General features: G+C 42.7%; 6 protein-coding genes. 4 read left to right on the top strand and 2 right to left on the bottom strand.

The genetic code is table 11. The annotated features are described in order from the left end of the window. Positions 1–15 precede the first annotated feature (15 nt). From ABDW02_RS00730 to ABDW02_RS00745, 4 genes are read left to right on the top strand one after another with little or no spacing between them, the layout of a single operon-like run. On the top strand, positions 16–1803 hold the full coding sequence (locus ABDW02_RS00730) for a DNRLRE domain-containing protein (protein ID WP_343631143.1): 1788 nt from the start codon (positions 16–18) through the stop codon (positions 1801–1803). After that, entirely contained in the window at positions 1803–8219 is a 6417-nt protein-coding gene (locus tag ABDW02_RS00735; RefSeq protein ID WP_343631145.1) for a hypothetical protein, read from the top strand. Before ABDW02_RS00730 ends, ABDW02_RS00735 begins: the two co-directional genes overlap by 1 nt. Before the next feature lie 9 nt (positions 8220–8228). After that, positions 8229–16292: an RHS repeat-associated core domain-containing protein gene (locus ABDW02_RS00740; protein ID WP_343631147.1), complete on the top strand. Its 8064-nt coding sequence runs from the start codon at positions 8229–8231 to the stop codon at positions 16290–16292. Positions 16293–16307: 15 nt separating this feature from the next. Further along, a complete protein-coding gene (locus ABDW02_RS00745) occupies positions 16308–17381 on the top strand; it encodes a hypothetical protein (protein WP_343631149.1) in 1074 nt (357 codons plus the stop codon). A 130-nt stretch (positions 17382–17511) separates the two neighbouring features. On the opposite strand, the gene ABDW02_RS00750 is transcribed toward ABDW02_RS00745, so the two are convergent. Further along, the gene (locus ABDW02_RS00750) at positions 17512–18183 is read right to left on the bottom strand and encodes a hypothetical protein (protein WP_343631151.1); all 672 of its coding nucleotides are present in this window, start codon (positions 18181–18183) and stop codon (positions 17512–17514) included. Beyond that, positions 18180–19217 carry a hypothetical protein gene (locus ABDW02_RS00755; RefSeq protein WP_343631153.1) on the bottom strand — a complete coding sequence of 346 codons (1038 nt, stop codon included), beginning with the start codon at positions 19215–19217 and terminating at the stop codon, positions 18180–18182. The genes ABDW02_RS00750 and ABDW02_RS00755 overlap by 4 nt, the downstream gene beginning before the upstream one ends. Positions 19218–19447: the final 230 nt, after the last annotated feature.

The following is a 19447-nucleotide window of genomic DNA, read 5'->3' on the forward strand; positions in this document are numbered from 1 at the left end:
TAAAATCGATTATTTATGATTCGTATACCAATTTTTATAACGTTTGTCGCCTGCATTTTTAAGGGGGTGTTTGCACAGGTTACGCCTGTCACTTTGTATTCAACTGAAGATACGCAAACCTCGTCCTTACTTCCGTCAAATATTAATGGAGGAGCAGGGACAACGATCCAAATTTCGGCTACTTCGTTTAATAACATACGAGCTTTTATTAAGTTTGATTTGTCTTCAATTCCTGCCGATGCCGTGATTGTTTCTGCAAAATTAAGACTGACACCTAATGGAACGGAAAACGTGGGTGGTCCATCGGAATTGATTCTGGATCTCTGTAATTCTAATTGGACCGAGTCTACACTAAGTCATGATGCGGGTGTTTCTAATAACACCATCCTTAATAATGTAAGTAGTTCAAGTATTGTAAACTTGAAAAGGGAGTTTGATGTAAAAGCCCACGTTCAGGCGCTTGTAGAACTAAGGGTTCCCAATTATGGCTGGCGGATTAGGAGAAATCCGGAAGGAAGCACTTCCGGTGTTACTCAATATTTCAGTAGCGAATATGGAACTCTTGCATCTACTCCTGAACTAGCGATATCTTATTACCGCAGAGCATCGGTAAGTGCTGCAACCATTGTCCATGCAAGTACAACAACCAGCACTGACGGATCGATCTCTCCGACTATTGCAAATGGGTCTTCTGCAACAAAAACTTATCAATGGTACGACAATGGAGGAAATACGATAGTAGGGGCAACCAGCCTTAATTTAACGGGGAAATTGTATGGATGGTACGGATTACGTGTAATTGGTAACGGTGATGCAAGTGATATCATGTATTATGGATTCCTGATTGGAGTAAAATGTCAGGATGTAGCAATCACTTTTAGACCGTCATCTGCTTTTGTAGATGATGCCTATTTATATAACTGGGTCAATGGTTCAGGAACAACTGCAGTATATTCCGATCAAATCAATTCCGGGAATTCAGTGACGCTGAATGCCGAAAGAGCAGCCGTTTCATCGGACTATTACAATATAAAATCCCTGCTGAAATTCCGTTTATGGATTGATCCGGTATGCCAGATAAATAGCGCGAATTTAACATTGACAGGAAATGGGCATGCACCTGTGGACAGAACGAATGAATCCGAATTGGACTTGGTTACCAGTGATTGGACCGAATCGGGGGTTGCCTACAGAACACCTTTTACCACTACATCGGTAGGAAAAATCAATATTGCCGCTTTACCTACAGGCAACAGTAATGCTACTGTGGATATAGCTAGCTTTTTCAATACCTGGAAATCAAATAATACCGCCAATTATGGAATGTTATTCCAGTTGCAGTCCTACGCAGGAAACACTAAAACAAAAATGGCATTTAATTCGTCAGATGCATCAACATCCAGTTTATGGCCCAAAGTAGAGTTTAATATTAACGCGGTTGCCGGTTCCTGTGATTATTCCTCTTACGCAGAACTTAGAGATCTACCCGATGCCGGTTATGCAACTACTCTTAATAATATCCTTAAATTCTTTTTCACGGAAGAATATACCATCGATGCAGGAAAAAAATTACCTCTGAAAATTTATGACGAAAACAATAGTCCAATTGCGGGGATAGATTTCAACGGGGCTGCAATTCCGGGAATATCTCTGATGCTTCCTGCTGTCAGTTATGTAACGGATAAAAACTTTGTCTCTCTGTCTCTTTCAGGATTAAGCCTTATAACCGGTAAATTCTACACCCTTGAATTCACCAATACACTCGGAGAGAAAAAATACTTGAAATTTAAATATACCAACTAATGACAATCACCAACTTCAAAAAAACACGGATATTCAAGATAACCAATATCCTGTTGATTTATGCTTTACTTTTGAACATTACGGTCCCGTTTGCACAAACCATGAACGGACTATTGACTGTTTCAATCAGTCCGGATTATACCGGGATGATTCTTCCGGGAGCTTCATCTTATACAGCAGTTGCTGAAGAACAACCAGTTCTTGTTTCCAACGAAATGGAAGCAGTTTCTGACAGAAAGTTGGAGTTGCCAGAAACGGAACAGGTACAAAAATTGGCTGCAGTTTCCACCACTTCAGCCGGAGGATCCGGTTTTTCGCTCAATACCGGTGATGATCTGGTAGATCCCTTTACGGGAGACTTTTCCTATTCGATCCCTTTAATGGACGTGGAAGGTTATCCGATTGCACTGAGTTACAATTCGAAAGTCAACATGAACACAGAAGCTTCCTGGGTTGGATTGGGCTGGAACCTGAATGTAGGTTCGGTAGAACGCGAGATGCGTGGTATTCCGGATGAATTCGATGGATCACAAAGTGTTACTCGTGAGACAAACCAGTTGGATGACAATACAACCAACGGTTACAAAAAAGGAAAATACTGGAGCGGTGGAGCCGATATGAATCTAGTCAATTACGCCAATTTAAATTTGGAATACAGTAATTCCAAACTGAATGGAACATACAACAATACCTATCTCGGATCAGGAACAACTTATGATAAATCAAGTGGTTGGAGTGTAGGTGCAGGAGGAACTATTTATTTTGTCGGTTTGAATATCGGCGGAAGCTGGGGGCATTATTACAGTTATGACTCTAAGCGCGGAATAAACACCGGAGCTGGCGGAGGTTTGAGCGGAGGTATCAGTGTGTTTGGTGTTGGTGCAAATTTCTCTACCTACTCCAGTACGAATTTTAATAGCCGGGAAGGAATGACCGGGAAAACAATCATCAGGGGTTGGGGAGTTGGTGCTACTTATACATCAGAGTGGGGAGGATCAGCCTCATCCGCACTGTCATTCTCACATACAAGTACCATTCCTTACGGTTCGCAAACGCAGGTTCCGAGAGTACAGCTTAATTCGACCAACTTTGCGCTCAGCAATACCATTGACCGTTATTTTGTCTTTGGGGCAAGTGCTGGGCCATATGCTACTTTTGGAGCTACTTTTGGTAAACTGAAGCAATTTTATACGTCTTTACGATCTGAAATTAAAAATGGGAATACCATCATTCAACCCGCAATAGGTTACCTGCATTCATCGCGGAAAATGGTTGCTTCCGGGTACACCCTTCCGATCATGGATTTTAACCGCAGCAACGATACCCGTTATTCGGAGGCAATGACAACACTTCCGTTTTCCATGCAGACTTTTGACATTTTTCATGCAAATGCGATGGGAATGCAGGGAACTTTCCGGGCACATCGTACCGATGCAGGAACATACCTGGATGCAAATGCAACAGATAATGGCCTGGAATCAAGCAGTGTGGATAAAAAAGGAGGGAGTTTGATAACTTATGAAAAAGAAATCGGTTACGGATTTACAAAAGAGAATACTTCCAGTAATAATTTTAGAAAACCTAACGGCACCAATGTGCTTGAATTTATGCAGGGATCAAACCTTGTAAACGGATTTGACAACGCAGTTTATTTCAAAGGAGTTGGGGAAACAACCCCTGTAGATGCGTCTTTATATAAAAACCTGGGCGGGCTTTCAGCATCGCGAGCTACTCTATTGAATGACGGTGAAAATATTGCACTGCAGGAGGTGATGGTTCCTAATACAGGACCAAGTTACACCCTTCCCCCAGATGGAAAAGTAACCCTTTTCAAACCAACAGTTGCCACTTATTTTCGACCGAGAACGGCTAGTGAACTAACAGCCGCTCCAAATGATTATGAAAAAAACTATTACAGTTATTCAAAAAATTATGTGGGAATTATTGGGGGAGGAGCTAATCCCGTGATAACTCCTATCCTGAGAACAACCAATGTACCCAATGTTATTTCCCGTGTTGAAATAACAGGGGCCGACGGAGTTTTCTACGGTTACGGTATTCCAAGCTTTTCGAATACTTCTTCACAGGTCTTATTCAATATCGGAAGCAATTCAGGAGCTCCTTCAATTGTAAGAGATGCCCAGGGGTTGATTACTTATTCTGCAGGTGACAATTCCGTTTCAAACAGTAAAGGATTGGCACATTATTACGATAAAACAACAGTGCCAGCCTATGCAGAATCATTCCTTTTGACTGACATGTACGGATCGGATTACGTGGATCGTACAGGTAATGGTCCGACACCGGATGATATGGGTATGTATTTCAAGTTCAATTACACCCGATTGTATGAGCATTACCATTGGCGTTTCCCGGTTGGTAATCAAAAAGCTTTTTACATGGAAGGTACTGTTGGTTCCGAACTCGATGATATGGCAAGTTATTCCGCAGGAGACAAGGAAGTATGGGTAACACATTCTGTAGAGTCTAAGAACTATATCGCTGAGTTTGTTTTGGATGCGACTCCACGACTGGATGGTTATGGAATTAATGAAAGTGGGGTTCAAATATCAGGAGAACCGACCTATGCACTGAAACAGATCAAATTATATGCAAGAGCTGATCGTAAAACTTCGGGATCTGCTGCAATACCACTTCAGATTGTGGAGTTTACGTATAACTACGAATTGTGTCAGAACTATCCAGCCAATTACAGCACAACTTCCGGACAGAAAGGAAAATTGACTCTGAAAGCAGTTACCGTATATTCCGGTAAATCCTTTGAAAACCAACATAGCTCTTACCAGTTTGATTACGGAACGGGATCCGTTGCCAACCCGGATTTCAACTATGCAACTATTGATGCGTGGGGAGAATTAAAACCGGGAGATCCAACCTTTATTTCCCGTTTCCCATATGTTGTCCAGTCTCAGGTTGCTGCAGATAATAATGCACAAGCGTGGAGATTGAAAAAGATCATCAGCCCGAACGGAGGTTCGATGACTATCAGTTATGAGTCTGATCGGTATGGATTTGTCCAGAAAAAAAGAGTCATGAAGCACATGGATTTTGAAGGATTAACGAATATTTATGATCTGTTCAGTATGAAGAACAACAATGTGCTTGATGCTTCGAAAATCAGACAGACTATGAATACGAGTGCAATGTCAATCTCTCCTTATGCTGCCGCTGCTTCATTGATTAGCTTGGTCTATAACCTTTTCTATGGAAGATTTGCCCCGAGCCAGGTACCTAACAATATCGTTGTCTTTGAATTGGAGACTCCTATTCCTGTAAGTAACACTGCTGCTAATGAAAAAGTAAAGAAGGATTATTTTACAGATAACAACGGAACTGTCATGAAAGAATTGTATTTAAAAGCACACATGCGTGTGACAGACAGTGATACAAGAACAGAAATTGTTCCTTTGTTTGCAGCTATTTCAAATGACTTGACTAATGCATTAAGCAATACCTATCCGATAGATGATGCACCTGCAATCGGTGTGCTTCCTCCTGCTTCAGGAAGTTCGGATTATACTTACGGATACGTGGTATTGACTCCTTACAAAGTTAGAAATCCATCCAACGAAGATTTGGATGAGGGAACCGATATTTTAAATGATAACATCAGTGAAGACGAGGCATTTAACCCGATCCAAAAAGCCGCATTTGATTTCTTCCAGCGTTCATTGACAGATATTGTTTATCAAAACACTGCTTTTTCTACCGGATTGAACGCACTTGATCTGTTGACCGGTGCGCGGATGGACATCAGTAAAGCCATGCGTCGTCTAGGTTTCGGGTCTACGCTGATGGATTTTTACAATACCATGCGTGTATACATTCCCTCAAACATCAAATACGGAGGCGGGGCACGCGTAAAATCCATTGAATTTTCAGATAACTGGCAAGCTATTTCCGGTGAATACAACAGTAATTATAAAATAGATTACCTGTATGATTTTGCGGGAAAAACAAGTGGTGTAGCTTCATATGAGAGTAGGATTGCCAATGATGAAAGTGATTTTTACCAGTGGGATTCTTATTACGATATCCGCGTACGCTATCCGGACAAATTCAATTATACACCAAAACCTGCAATGGAAATCCTGTATCCGAGTGGATCAATCGGTTATTCAAAAGTTACCTCTATGTATAACAATCTGACAGACAGAGGTTACGAGGTTACGGAGTTTTATACAGCCTGGGATAAACCAACTTTGGAAAGTACTACCGGTCTGGATAAGCAAAAAGCGACTTTCCATAAAAAGAATAAAGGTGTTTTATCGAAGATTTACGCCTTTTCGCAGGGATTCTCCCTGGAGACAAATGATTTCCATGGAAAGATCAAATCCAATGCTATTTACAAAGGGTCTCTGGCTGAGATCAGCAATGATGCCATCACAGCTAATTTGCTTTCAAAAACGACCTACAATTATTTCAACGCTGGTGAGAAACAGAAATTGGCGAATGAAAAAGGAGAGATCGAAGAAATGGAAGTTGGAATCGATTATGATATACATGCTGATTCCCGTTATATCGCGCATTTAAGCCGATCTTTTTATGCAGCAGTTAAGAAAGTATGGAATATTCCAAGCATTGTTCCTGCTCCTAACCTTTCAATGAATAGTTCATTTTCGTTAAACGCTTTCGTTTCACATGTACTGGTAAAGCACGCGAACAGATCTGCTATACTGAAAAGTGTGGAAACAGAGTACATGGGGTCTAAAAACCTGGCGGAAAATCTCGTTTTTGACCGTTACTCCGGAGGAGTCATAGTAAGCTCATTGAATGATGAGTTTGACGATAAATTATATTCCCTGAATTACCCGGCACATTGGTATTATTCCGAGTTGCGAAACATTTCTTCGAGCCAGAATATGATGTTCCCGTTAACTCTGGGCTCAAATACGACTATTACGGATCCATTATCCCTCAAACTCCTGTCACCGGGCGACGTGCTCAAATTCCCGGATGAAAGATATGCATGGGTAACAAAAGCATACCCATGGCCGACTACTCCGAAGTATTTCCTCATTGACGAATATGGGAACGAGTTCTCAATTGCCGCTGGTGTTTATAATGTAATCATTCACAAAAGTGGAAGGAACAATGAAGTTTTTGCTGCCATGCAGGCAATCACGACCAAGAAGGATCCTTTGACCGCAACGCAGATAAATTTTCCTGCTACTGACATCCTTTCCGGTGGAGCTGTCACACTGAGAGATCGTTTGAATGTATTGTGTAAGACGGGGGGATATCCCGACGTTGTAAACAACAATAATACTGTGGGAGTTGGAATCGTAAACCCTTATAAATATGGTATTCGCGGAGATTTAGTTTTGGATAACAACCTGAGTTGGCAGGATAGCCGGGTTCAGGCAACGACCACAAATGGTGTCCGAAAAGACGGAGCTTACAGTTCATTTGTCCCATATTATGCAAAAACTTCGGCGGGGGATTGGTATCCGCTGACACATCCTTCCCATCCGAACTACAGTGCAACTTTAGGAATCGATAAATGGAGAAAATCCGGTGAAGGAACGGTATACAACCAGTATGGGGCTCAAATCGAGGTAAAAGATCCATTGCGCATTAACTCGGCGCTTCTTTATGGGTACAACCCGAAATTACAGATCTTGCCGGTTGCAGTTGCACAAAATGCACATAAGCAGGATATCGTTTTCGACGGATTTGAAGATTATTTTTACTACACCTCTCAATTAATGGATGATTATGAACCCCATTTCTCATTTACCACTGACAAATCTTACAAAGTCGAAATTGCTAATGATGTACGTCACAGTGGGAAGTCTTCAGTAAGGGTTGCACCGGCTAAAGTATTGACGGCAACCCGTTCGATCAAGGCGTTCCAGGAAGCAAAAACCGTTCACGCTGACAATACAACCAACACTGGTCAGACAAAAAGCTGCGATTGTATCAACAATTTTAGTCCTACTCCCGGAGAATATGTGGTGGGCGCATGGTTGAGACAACGTGCTGCCAATACAGGTATTATAAAAGTTGAAATACTGGACGCTTCCAATACATCCCTGCTTTTAACAACATTCGGGGCAAGCGGCACAGCACTTGACGGCTGGCAGCGAATAGAAGGTACGTTTACAATACCTGCAGGGGCTGCAACAATCAACGTTTATTTGGTAAACAATGCCGCAAGCGATGGTACTGAAGTTTATTTTGATGATTTCCGAATACATCCTTTCCAGGCAAGTATGGCAACAACGGTTTATGATCCGGTTACCCTCCTGAAAATCGCTTCGCACGACGGGAATAACTATACTACCTTCTACAACTATGATGAGAATAATCAGCTTGTTCGTGTAAGAGTTGAAACTGCTGAAGGCATCAAAACAATCAGCGAATCAGAAATGTCTGTTTACAAACAACCATAATCCACTTAGATGAAAACGATTTTAAAATTAATGACCAACAAGCTTCAAAGCTTTTCGCTTTTCATGGCTTTATTCATGGCTGTTTTGGCTCCTGAATATCTGAAGGCTGCAGACGAACGTGCAATTAACACCGCTCCGGTAGCTGCCAGTACTTCTTTTTGGGTATACGACGGACGCTATTCCGATATGGCTCTAAATCCGAGTACCTGGTCCTCCTCCTTTACCAATAAAAAGGTTACGAATATTGTAAGAGTTTCTACGCTACCGGGACTTACAGCCAATTTTGACGTGAAGGTAAATGTCACCATCCTGAGTATGAAATGGGACCCTGCAACTCTGAGTTTTGTTCCTTCTACCATAACGACCGATTTACAGGTGGGATCTTCAACAACAGGAACAAATAGTATCAATGATAAACAGGCGATTGTTCTTCAGGACGCACATGCTGTAAAAGTTACCATTAACTCTGTCAATTTTGTTTCGGGTTCAACTGCTCTCAGTAATCTGACCATTACTTCAGAAATTATTGTGGACAGGCAGTATTTTATGAATACTACTGCGGTAACCGGACTGTCACATACTCCGTCTGCTGCGTCACTCATTTTGACGGCTTCCGAACTGGACCTGAACTGGGATTACAAAGCCGGGGCAGAATGGTACGAACTGGAATATGTGCATATCAGTAAATTAGGCTATGGAACGGCGGTTTTACTATTGAATGACCCAACGCTGAACTACAATTATTACCTGAACTCCACCCGGGTGGAAGTAAAGGGGAATCACTATACGATTCCAAAAATCTATGATAAAGGATTTCTGCTTTACCGTGTACGGGCAATCGGGTTTAACGGATCTGCTTACAGCAGTCGTGTAGAATCCAACTGGACTTCCGTTGAAAGTGGACTTTTGACCGCGCATACCGCTGCGAATGTGATCGACATAGACAACGATTATGATTCCCAGATGAACTGGTCCCACATAGCAACATTTGCGGAAGATGGTAAACGCGGAGACGTTCTCAACTATGCAGATGGTATGGGTCGGGGCCGTCAAAGTGTTTCGTCGAATAAAGCGACTAACCAGGTGGTGATCAATAACATTTATTTTGATGAAATGGGCCGGCCTGCTGTTAGCGATCTTCCTACTCCGATGGATATGACTGTCTTTAATCACCAGCCGAATTTCAACCGGGCTGATGACGTGTCAAATACAACTTTCAATTATACGGTTTTTGATGCATCCGTAACAAGTTGTGCGGCTGTACCCAATGCATTTTCAACTTCCTATGGAGCCGGAAAATATTATTCAGCAAACAACCCCGATAAAGATGGTGCAAATGCAGGGATTCCGGATGCTGAAGGATTCCCTTATAACCGCATTACCTATAAAAAAGATTTGCTCGACAGGGTAGATAGAGAAGGGGCTGCCGGAAACACCTTAAAAACCAATGGTGGTAAAGAAGTTCGTTATATAGATCTGACCTCTGAACAGGAAGAACTGAACCTTCTTTTCGGCTCGGATATAGGCTGGTCTGCACATTACCAGAAATCGGCAGTTATCGATCAGAACGGACAAGCAATGGTCAGCTATACTGATATGGTCGGACGAACAGTGGCAACATACTTGACAGGACCTACACCACTTTCATTGGATGCACTTCCTGACAATGTAGTAACAACTTCTACTTCTTCCCTGATTACTAATGGAGTTGGAGATGTGGATAACCCGGCAGGGCCTTCTTCTTCTTTGTCCTATACCAAACTGGTTACAAATACGGGTAATTATTCCTTTCATTATGGATTTACTCCACAGGAATATACCAAAGTATGTGGCTCCAATTCGATCTGCCTGGACTGTGTATATGATTTCAATATGAAAATCACCGATGAATGCGGAACGGTTTATTTCAACAAAACCAAAAAGATCAGCGGAGAAAACCTGGATGCAGCATGCAGTGTAGAAACATTTTCAGCGGATACTACCGTTTTCCTGAATAGTCAGATCGGTCAGCTTACCGGTGTAAGTTATATCATTACGAAAAACTTATCTGTAAACAAGGATGCTATTGACGATTACTGGTGTTATTACCTGGAAGTTGCCTGTATCGATGATGTACCGGATATCTTCAACGAATTGTACGATGATGCTGCATTCACAGATTGTGAGCCGATGCTTACGAGTACTGAAACCGGGCCGTGTGATACCTGGAGAGATATCATGCTGGAAGACATGTCACCGGGAGGGCAGTATGCAGCTTATACGCTCAATGGAACCGCTTATACTTATACAGATCCGGTTTCGATCCTGAATCTTTCCGGTACCGGAACCAAATATAATACTGTGACTTATGAAGATGCGTTTGGAGCACCGATCACGGTTGTAAATAACGCCGGGGCTACGGTTTCCCCTGCCGCACTTCCTGAAGCTGAATTCATTGAGAAGTTCCAACCTGAATGGGCGTTATCCCTGCTTCCATTGCACCCGGAATATTGTTTCTACAGAAATTGCGTAGTAGCAAACTCCGGTCCATCATTAGCTTTTGATGAAGCTATGTTGAATACACATTCTTTCCAGGATGCTTACAATGCGGGGTACTTCAATCCGGTTCCGGGTGGTACTATCGTTAGTAATCTGACTGATTTCATCGGGGCGGCTTCAACAAGTGATCCTTATTTTTCAGCTCATCCAACTGCGGCAAGTTCAATGAACACTAAGATGGACGATTACATCGTGGTAGGAGGAGTTACTTTTTCCATGTGGGAATACGCGATCCTTTTGGCTATGCCTTGTACGGATCCTGCCCCTCAGAATTGTTTGCGCAGCAAATCCATCGAATCCTGTTCCCTGGATTATCTCTGGATGGAATTCCGCAGGTTATACCTGGAGGCAAAGCGCAATGTCATGTACGAGAATCCTACCTATACCTGTTCGGACAACTGTACGATCGGAGTTTCCGGAACGTATGCGGCCAAGCAACGCAGATGGCCATGCTGGAATGACTTGCTGGCAGGTAACCCGAATTTAAGCGATCCGGCTGCGGATTACAGCAATGCGATCCAAACGATGTGTGATGAAACATGTACCGAATACGCGGATGAATGGCTGGTAAAACTGGCTGGATGTTCCATTTCTCCTTCTATTCTGACTGCTTTGCGTCAGGACCTGATCAACTTGTGTAAAAGTGGGTGTTCTGCGAGCAATCCACAAGGATTTGCCAGCGATATGAGTGGAAACACCATCAATACCGTCCTGGCTTCTTATGGCATTGCCGAAACAGATCTGTGCAGCGAGTTATTGATCTCGGAACCTGGCCTGTACCAGAGTCCGGAATCCGTGTTTGATGAAGTACAGGTGCCTTTGGATGTCTGCGGATGTGACGCTGTGATGCAGGCACAAACGGATTTGACGGCTTACCTGGCTACAAATCCTTCGCCAGTATTGTATAGTACCGTGGAAGAAATGCTCGCACACAATACAGGCATCTCTGTCGAAGAAGCGGATCCTTTGCTTTGTGCTTGTGATAAGGTTAAGAATGATACCCAAAAGGAATATGTTTGGGAACCGGGAAATACAATCACCCAGGAGGCTCTTGATGTATTCCATTACCAAATTCCGGCGGCTTTGTCTTGCGAAGATGCAAACTGTCCGGATTGTGAAACAGTTGATGCAGCGATGGATAACCTGGAAGGAAGATTCCCCAATTTGAGCTCTTCTCCGAATTATACAGTGATTGTTACCAATTACCTGAATAATCTTTACGATAAGGACTACGACTTCTTCCAGTACCAGGATTTCTTCGCAATGTGCAATGCTGCAACTACTACGTTTTGTTCAGAAAACCCGGCAACAAAAGGATTCCTGGACATGCTGACACTTTTGGCATACCGCGGACAGTTTACATCGGCCACACCGATTGACCTGTTTACTAACAATGCGGTATACGAATACGGAACCATCAGTGATTACTTACCGGCACCGGGTACGGCAGATTACACCTTCTCCCTTTCCGGCACTACGGCTACATTAACTTTTGGAACCGGAAGTGAAACCTGCACTGCAACGATTACAAATCCGGACGGTATCGACTACGCTTCGATTCTTTCCTTCGACCTGATCGGGAATAATACCCCGGGATGCAGTTCCGACCCGGAGTACAGTTTACTGGTTACTTACCTGGATTGCGGACAAAAACGTACAGGGACCCTTACGATCAGCAGCACTTGTTTCTCTTTTTACAACTGTATTTGCGACAATTCCGCTGTTACGCTTTGTGATGTTCCGGAACCATTGCCGCTGGAGTTCTGTTATACGAATTTACTGAGTGAATTGTACAACGCGACCATGGATACCTACGAAGTCGAATTGGCGGAAGCTTACGAACAATTCTCTGCAGAATACCTGGCAAAATGTGCCCAGGCATTCACCAGCGAAAATCTAACAATGACAGGATTCTCCAATAATTACCAATATACTCTATTCTACTACGATCAGGCAGGAAACCTGGTACGCACAGTTGCTCCTCAGGGAGTCAATATGCTGCTGCCAAGCCAGAATGCAGCTGTAAACTACGCCCGTTTGCATGCAAATGATCTGCCAACTCCTGCTCCGCGTGTGATTCCAACCCATACCTTTGAAACGTATTACACCTACAATTCCTACGACCAGGTAGAGAGCACGGCTAATCCAGACCAGCCTGTGTCAACTGTTTATTACTATGACTTTTACGGACGTGTGGCAGCCAGTCAAAACCCCGAACAGGCAGCGGTTAAGATGTATTCTTATGTGTTGTATGATACCCAGGGAAGACCGGTGGAATCCGGGCAGATCTGCCGAGATGTACCTGCCGTATTCCAGGGACCTCCGGGATATACGCTGAATCCTTTGACGGATGCTGAACTCAAAGCAGACGACCTGGGAGCAGCCTTTAAAGCCTGGGTCTATAACGGAGCGCGTTCTGAAGTAACCATTACCACTTATGATAAACCGCTTTCAATTACCATTGCCGCTAAATTTAAATCCGGGGTGCAGCAAAACCTGCGCCTGCGTGTGGCCACTGTGGCTTATTTTGAGTATGTTCCGCGTCCGATACCGGCCGATTTCTTCAAGACCGGTTATACCTCCGCCATCCATTACTCCTACGATATTCACGGGAATGTGATAGAACAACTACAGGACTTGCCTGAACTGGCTCCTGTAAAGCAGGACATCAAGTCTACGCAGTACGATTTCGAACTGATCAGCGGGAATGTGAACAAGGTAACTTACCAGGCAAACGAGGCAGACCAGTTTATTCATACTTATGATTACGATGTGGTGAATCGTTTGAGTGAAACAAGTACTTCACCGGATGGATATACGTATTCCCGCGAAGCACATTACCAGTACTACGATTACGGCCCGCTGGCCCGCAAAGAAATCGGGGAATTGAAAGTACAGGCAGAAGATTATACCTACACGATCAACGGCTGGCTGAAACTGAAGAACGGGACCAAGCTGAATCCGAACTCCGATGCGGGGAAAGACGGCCGCAACGGGTATGAAACTGCCAACACGGGTGCGCATTTGAACATTCCTGCCGACGTAACGGGGTATACACTCGGTTATTTCGAAGGAGATTACAAACCGATCAGCGGCGGGCTGATGGAACTTCCTACAGCCGGAAGTGCATTCTCTGCCAGTGCTGCCAACCTCTACAACGGGAATATCCGTTTGAGCACAACCGCCATCAAAGATGTGCAGGCAGGAAGCCCGGGGGTGAACCAGGTTGTTGGCGCCAGTTACCGCTACGACCAGCTGAACCGTCTGAAAGGCATGAAAGCCTACTTTGGATCTTTACTGGATAACGGAACGGCTTCCAATTGGAATGGAGCAACAACAAGCAATTCCTACAGTTCTGCGATCACTTATGACCGCAACGGGAACATCAAAACAATGAACAGGTATGCTTCTTCTCCATCTGCGATGATGGACCAGCTGACCTACAATTATATCACCAATACCAACAAACTGCACCAGGTAACAGATGGAGCGGGAGCAGCTGCATTTGACGATATCAGCAATACGCAGAACCCGAATAACTACGTGTACGACAACCTGGGGCAAATGACCAAAGACATTTCCGAGGGAATTACGGATATGGACTGGCGTAAAGGCGACCGTAAACTCCGCCAGATGAAGCGCAGTACCAACGTGACCAGCTTCCTGTATGATCCGTTAGGGCGCCGTATTGCAAAAATTTACAAACCGGCCGGTACCAATGATAAAACACAATGGGTCTACACCTATTATGCCAACGAATCCAATGGACAAACCATGGCTGTGTATGACATCAAGTACGCGACTAATTATGTATATTTAAAAGAACAGCATATCTACGGAGGAGAACGTTTGGGCATGGTTCAATTGAATAAGACCGTTTATGCAAACGGAACCACTTTACCGACGGATAATTATTCCACCAATACCCTGGGGAATAAACGCTATGAGTTGGTGAACCATTTGGGGAATGTAAATGCGGTGATTACCGACCGGAAAGTGTTGAACAGCAACTATTCTGCGCTGTCTTATTACTTTGATTTTACCAGCACCGGCAATACCGGTTGGACTACCACCGGTTGTTCGGGGTCAACAGTAGCACTGACCTCCGGAAGATTGCGGATCACTGCAGGTTCTTCCTGTACTTTTGATACCTACAAGAGCTTCCAGGTAGCACCTTCCGTGCCTTATACGGTAACTTTTGACCTGGACCGCACGGACATTGCTAATATGAACGTGCTGATCTATGCAGGAACAACTGCTACCGTGGGATCTGCCAGTTTGCTTACAACCATTACGAACCCGGCAAACGGAACTATTTCGTATACGTTTACACCAACTGCTACCCCAACTACCCAGAATTACGTATTTGTGTATTTCAAGAAACTTTCTACAGAGAATAAAACGTTCTTTATTGATAACCTGCAAATCCAGAGTGCCGCTTCTTCACCGTATGCTGCGGTTACCGTAATGAGCTCGGATTATTACCCGTTTGGAATGCAGATGCCGGGCCGCCACACCAATGACGACAAGTACCGCTACGGCTACAACGGCATGGAGAAAGACAAGGAAATGCACGGTGAAGGAAATTCGTATACTACTGAATTTAGACAATACGACCCAAGATTGGGGCGCTGGCTGAGTTTAGATCCGTTGATGGGGGAATTTCCATGGATGAGCCCTTATGTGGCATTTGATAATAATCCGATTTTGTATATTGATCCTTATGGTTTAGAAAGCACTTCAAAACCTGGAGGTGGCTTCCATAAACGAAAACATAGATGGACTCATTTAAGAGGGAATGATAAATTCGGATCCATTGCAAAAAGAATTGTAGGTGGTATTGTGCGTGGTTTTCAAACTTTAGTGAGAGCCCTGCATGGAGGAAAGCATGCTAGAATACCAATGTCTGCAGGACATAGAAGGTCTACTTTTACAAAAACGATTACTATCAATATGCGAGCCGACAGAACAGAATACCTGATGTTGAGAGGAGAAGATGGTGAGGGTCTTTTACCTTCCGATCGCATAATCTCAATTACCGCAACATCCATTGGAGACAAACAACGACGTCAGTATTGGCCATTTGGACCAGCTTTTGAAATTACATCATGGAATGAAAAAAAATACAAATTTGAAGGAATCGGTATGAATTCCGGTTGGTTCAGTAAATTAGTAGAAAATAATACAGGATTGGCAGGAAATGTTGCGGGGACGCATTATATTCCAATGTTACCTATTGTAATGGCAGCAGGTTATACCGTGATTAAAGGGGCATTGGCAGGAATTGATTTAACAATGAAATTAGTTCAATTGATTACTTACGGTACAGAAGCATTGTTTACCCTTGAGGCTTTTAAACTCATAAGGAATCAAAATTTGAGTTTTTTGCCTTTCTGGAAGCAACAACCAGACTTGTTGAAAATTGATACAAAAGGAAAACAAAATCAAAGTATTGATATTACTATAAAGTATAGACGTATCGATAAGACTAAACCTAGGGGATTACTAAATCGCCTTTTAGACATGGGATTGTAAATTTTTTAATAGGTAATGAAATTAGTATTGTTTGTTAGCTTTTTACCTTTTTTTATTAATGCACAAAATCTGGTCATAAATCCAGGTTTTGAAAAGGTGGAATCTATCCCGCTACTCTATGGGAGTAGCGGGAATCTGCCTAATGATATGAATTGGTGGGCAGCAAATAATGCAACAATTGATTTATATAGCCTGAGAACAATGAATAGCCTTGTTAAAGATTCTTTTCTCATGACACCATTCCATGGTGACAATTACTTAGGTGCAATAGTTAGTGAGAAATCAGTTATCAATTACGGTGAGATCTTGCAAGGAGAATTGACTCAAAAATTACAGAAAAATAAAAGCTACCTGATTGGAGCATATTTAAGGTTCGGAGTTTTATCCATGTATAAAAGCAGTGATTACTCCTTTGGTGTTTCTAAGAAAAAACAATATGAAAAGCTTTTTTTTAAACGGTATTTAATACGTAAAACCCTTAAAAATATCTCCAGAGATTCAATTCCGGATGTATGGAAATTCAACTCCTCTATCTACAAGGCTCACGGAAATGAAAAATATGTGGTATTTGGTAATTTAAGACAGCGAATAAATATTCCGAATACCATTCAGGCTAATCCTGCAGTTTTGAATTTAAAAAGCGGCTTGATCAATCATGCCTATGTGGATATTGACGATATTTTTGTAATTGAAATACCTGAAAATTACGATTCAATAAAAAAAGAAACCTTTCACTTCTCATTCAACCAGAAATTGAGTTTGCTTCCGTCAGTAGGGGATTCTGTTTTTACATATTCACAGGGATTTTATAAAGAACAATGGAAATTAACGGACTCCATGTCCAATACCTTAAACGAATTGGTAAATTACTTGAAATTAAATCCATTTATTACTGTTGAATTATCGATTCCTTTAAATGCGGAATCAAAAATGTCACAACTTGACAGGCTGAAGAACAAACGTCTCCAATCCCTCGAACTGTATTTTGAAAAAAAAGGGGTCAGTTTTAACCGCATACATCTTAGCTGGAATGAGACTACTGAACGATCTTGTGTGGTAGTTAAAATTCATGATGTATTATTGCATTGATGATTAGGGTATTGTAATCATCATTATTCCAATCCGGTTTCTCAAACAGACATTTTCGACAGTACTGAATGAAAGAGAATGGAAAGAAGGGTTTATAAGTTGGGATGAAGCGATGGAGTAATTCAAAACCTCACTTCTCCTTATCAAACCACCTTTTGCCCATCGTATAGTAAAAACTGATAGATCCGAAGTCTGAAAAAGTTCTTATAGGGTAAGTCGTACCATTGCTAAGTTCTCTGTCGAAATGAAGTTGGGTGAGGTATCCGTAAACACCGATCCGGAAATAATCCATACCGAATTCCAATCCGAAAACAGGCGTGTTGTAATTGTATTCGCTTCGTACCAGGCGATAACCACCCAATACAGATACATGGAATAGTTCCCAAAGTTTGCAACGTACATAGAGCAATCCGCTGAGATCCATGACTAACGTACTAACTTGTTTATGAGCTTCGAGTGTATTCCAGTTCACGCGCTCGTTGCTCCTCAGGATCCCGATACCGAATTTGGGTTCCGCTCCAAAACTCACTCGTCCGATCTTTGCAAACGGAACGGATATCCCGATTTGTCCCATGAAGGTATTGCAGGTATAAGCCTTGGTTTCGGTACTGAAATTGTTTCCGTAAGTTACCTCGTCTTCATTCCAGGATTGGTTGTAATAGCCCATAGTGGGAGGGACCATTTCATTATTCGTCATAGTAACGCGTCCCAGGTTTGCTGCAAAAAGCACCCGGAAATGATCGTCCTGCGAAAAGCTGCTGAATGAACAGAAGATAGCAATCAGTAAAACGGTAATTCTCATTTGAAAGTTCCTTTAAAAAATAATCCCTTATCGCCGGAAACATAAAAATAGTCACCTGCTATTTTTTTGACTTTCCGGAATACTTCCTGTTGACCGCTGAGATCTGTGTTAAGCGCTTCTTCCCATTTTCCATTGATATTGGTGCTGATTGTTTGGTCTCCCACGGCAATGTAGTAATTGCCCATATATTCCCCCGAATAATAATCCCTCGAATGAAAGTTGTAGAACGAATAATCGGTGAAAGTGTCCGTAAGTGACTGGAAATTCACTTTACCTTCCTTTCTTATCAAAAAAACGCGGTTCCCGACACGCATAGCGTCAAGCGGGTAATCGTATCCGGTGGCTGAAATGGGGATCGTTTCATATTCTCCGGTTAAAAGATCGAATCCATGTACACAGCTGTAATGATAGTCATTCTCATAATCCAGTAGCATGAGGTAATTCCCGTACAATCTGCCGACATCATAGTAACTAACCGCCGGAGGCAATGTATCGACGGTATAAAATGTCGAAGACGCATAATCCGATTTATAGATCTTGCTCACATACCAGGTTGAATTGTAATCTTCGATAAAGAGCAATTTTCCGTCATCTCCCTTACCTGCAAAAAAGATTGGAAGTTCCTGGAAGCCATTGGTGGTAATGGTCCAGTTTTGTCCGCCGTCATAAGAACGGTATAAGCGATTGTCGGCAACAAAAGCCAGGTTGCTCTCGTCCATGTAGACGATAGATTTTACTGCTTCAATGCTCTGGTTCCAGGCAGGATTAAAAGTACTGGTGATATCCATCCAGGAAGTTCCTCCGTTAGAGGATAGAAAAAGACCAACGGACCCCTGAAACATTCCGATGGCAAAAATGTGATTCTCATCATAAGTGTCGAAATTCACTATGTTGTAATCCGTAGGGATATTCCTGCTGGATTTTGTAACGACCAATTGGGTTTCTATAACACCGCGGTCTTTCTCGCAGGAAAATGCCGTTAAGATAAGCAGCGCAACAAAAAAAGGTTTTACTTTGGAGGCAAGTGCAGGCATGATTCAAATTGTTTGGGCAAAAGTAATGAAATTGGCTTATTGTTCCAATCCGGAATCAAATTCCCCACGCATCTATCATTAAAACTAATTCACTACATTTAGCAAAAAGAAAAGCGAATTACGGTAGTAGTTCGCTTTTCTTTTTCCCTCAATCCTCACTCTCAAACTCGCTCCGTTTTTCAGGGCTTTTTCTTTAGTGTGAGTGTGAGCTTTGAGAGTGATTAGATATG

It is taken from the genome of Fluviicola sp., assembly GCF_039596395.1.
In the GTDB taxonomy this organism is placed as follows: Bacteria; Bacteroidota; Bacteroidia; order Flavobacteriales_D; family Crocinitomicaceae; genus Fluviicola.

Bases quoted from the DNA above. Each gene is read 5' to 3' on its own strand.
- ABDW02_RS00730 (WP_343631143.1), top strand. From the start codon at position 16: ATGATTCGTATACCAATTTTTATAACGTTTGTCGCCTGCATTTTTAAG.
- ABDW02_RS00735 (WP_343631145.1), top strand. From the start codon at position 1,803: ATGACAATCACCAACTTCAAAAAAACACGGATATTCAAGATAACCAAT.
- ABDW02_RS00740 (WP_343631147.1), top strand. From the start codon at position 8,229: ATGAAAACGATTTTAAAATTAATGACCAACAAGCTTCAAAGCTTTTCG.
- ABDW02_RS00745 (WP_343631149.1), top strand. From the start codon at position 16,308: ATGAAATTAGTATTGTTTGTTAGCTTTTTACCTTTTTTTATTAATGCA.
- ABDW02_RS00750 (WP_343631151.1), bottom strand. From the start codon at position 18,183: ATGAGAATTACCGTTTTACTGATTGCTATCTTCTGTTCATTCAGCAGC.
- ABDW02_RS00755 (WP_343631153.1), bottom strand. From the start codon at position 19,217: ATGCCTGCACTTGCCTCCAAAGTAAAACCTTTTTTTGTTGCGCTGCTT.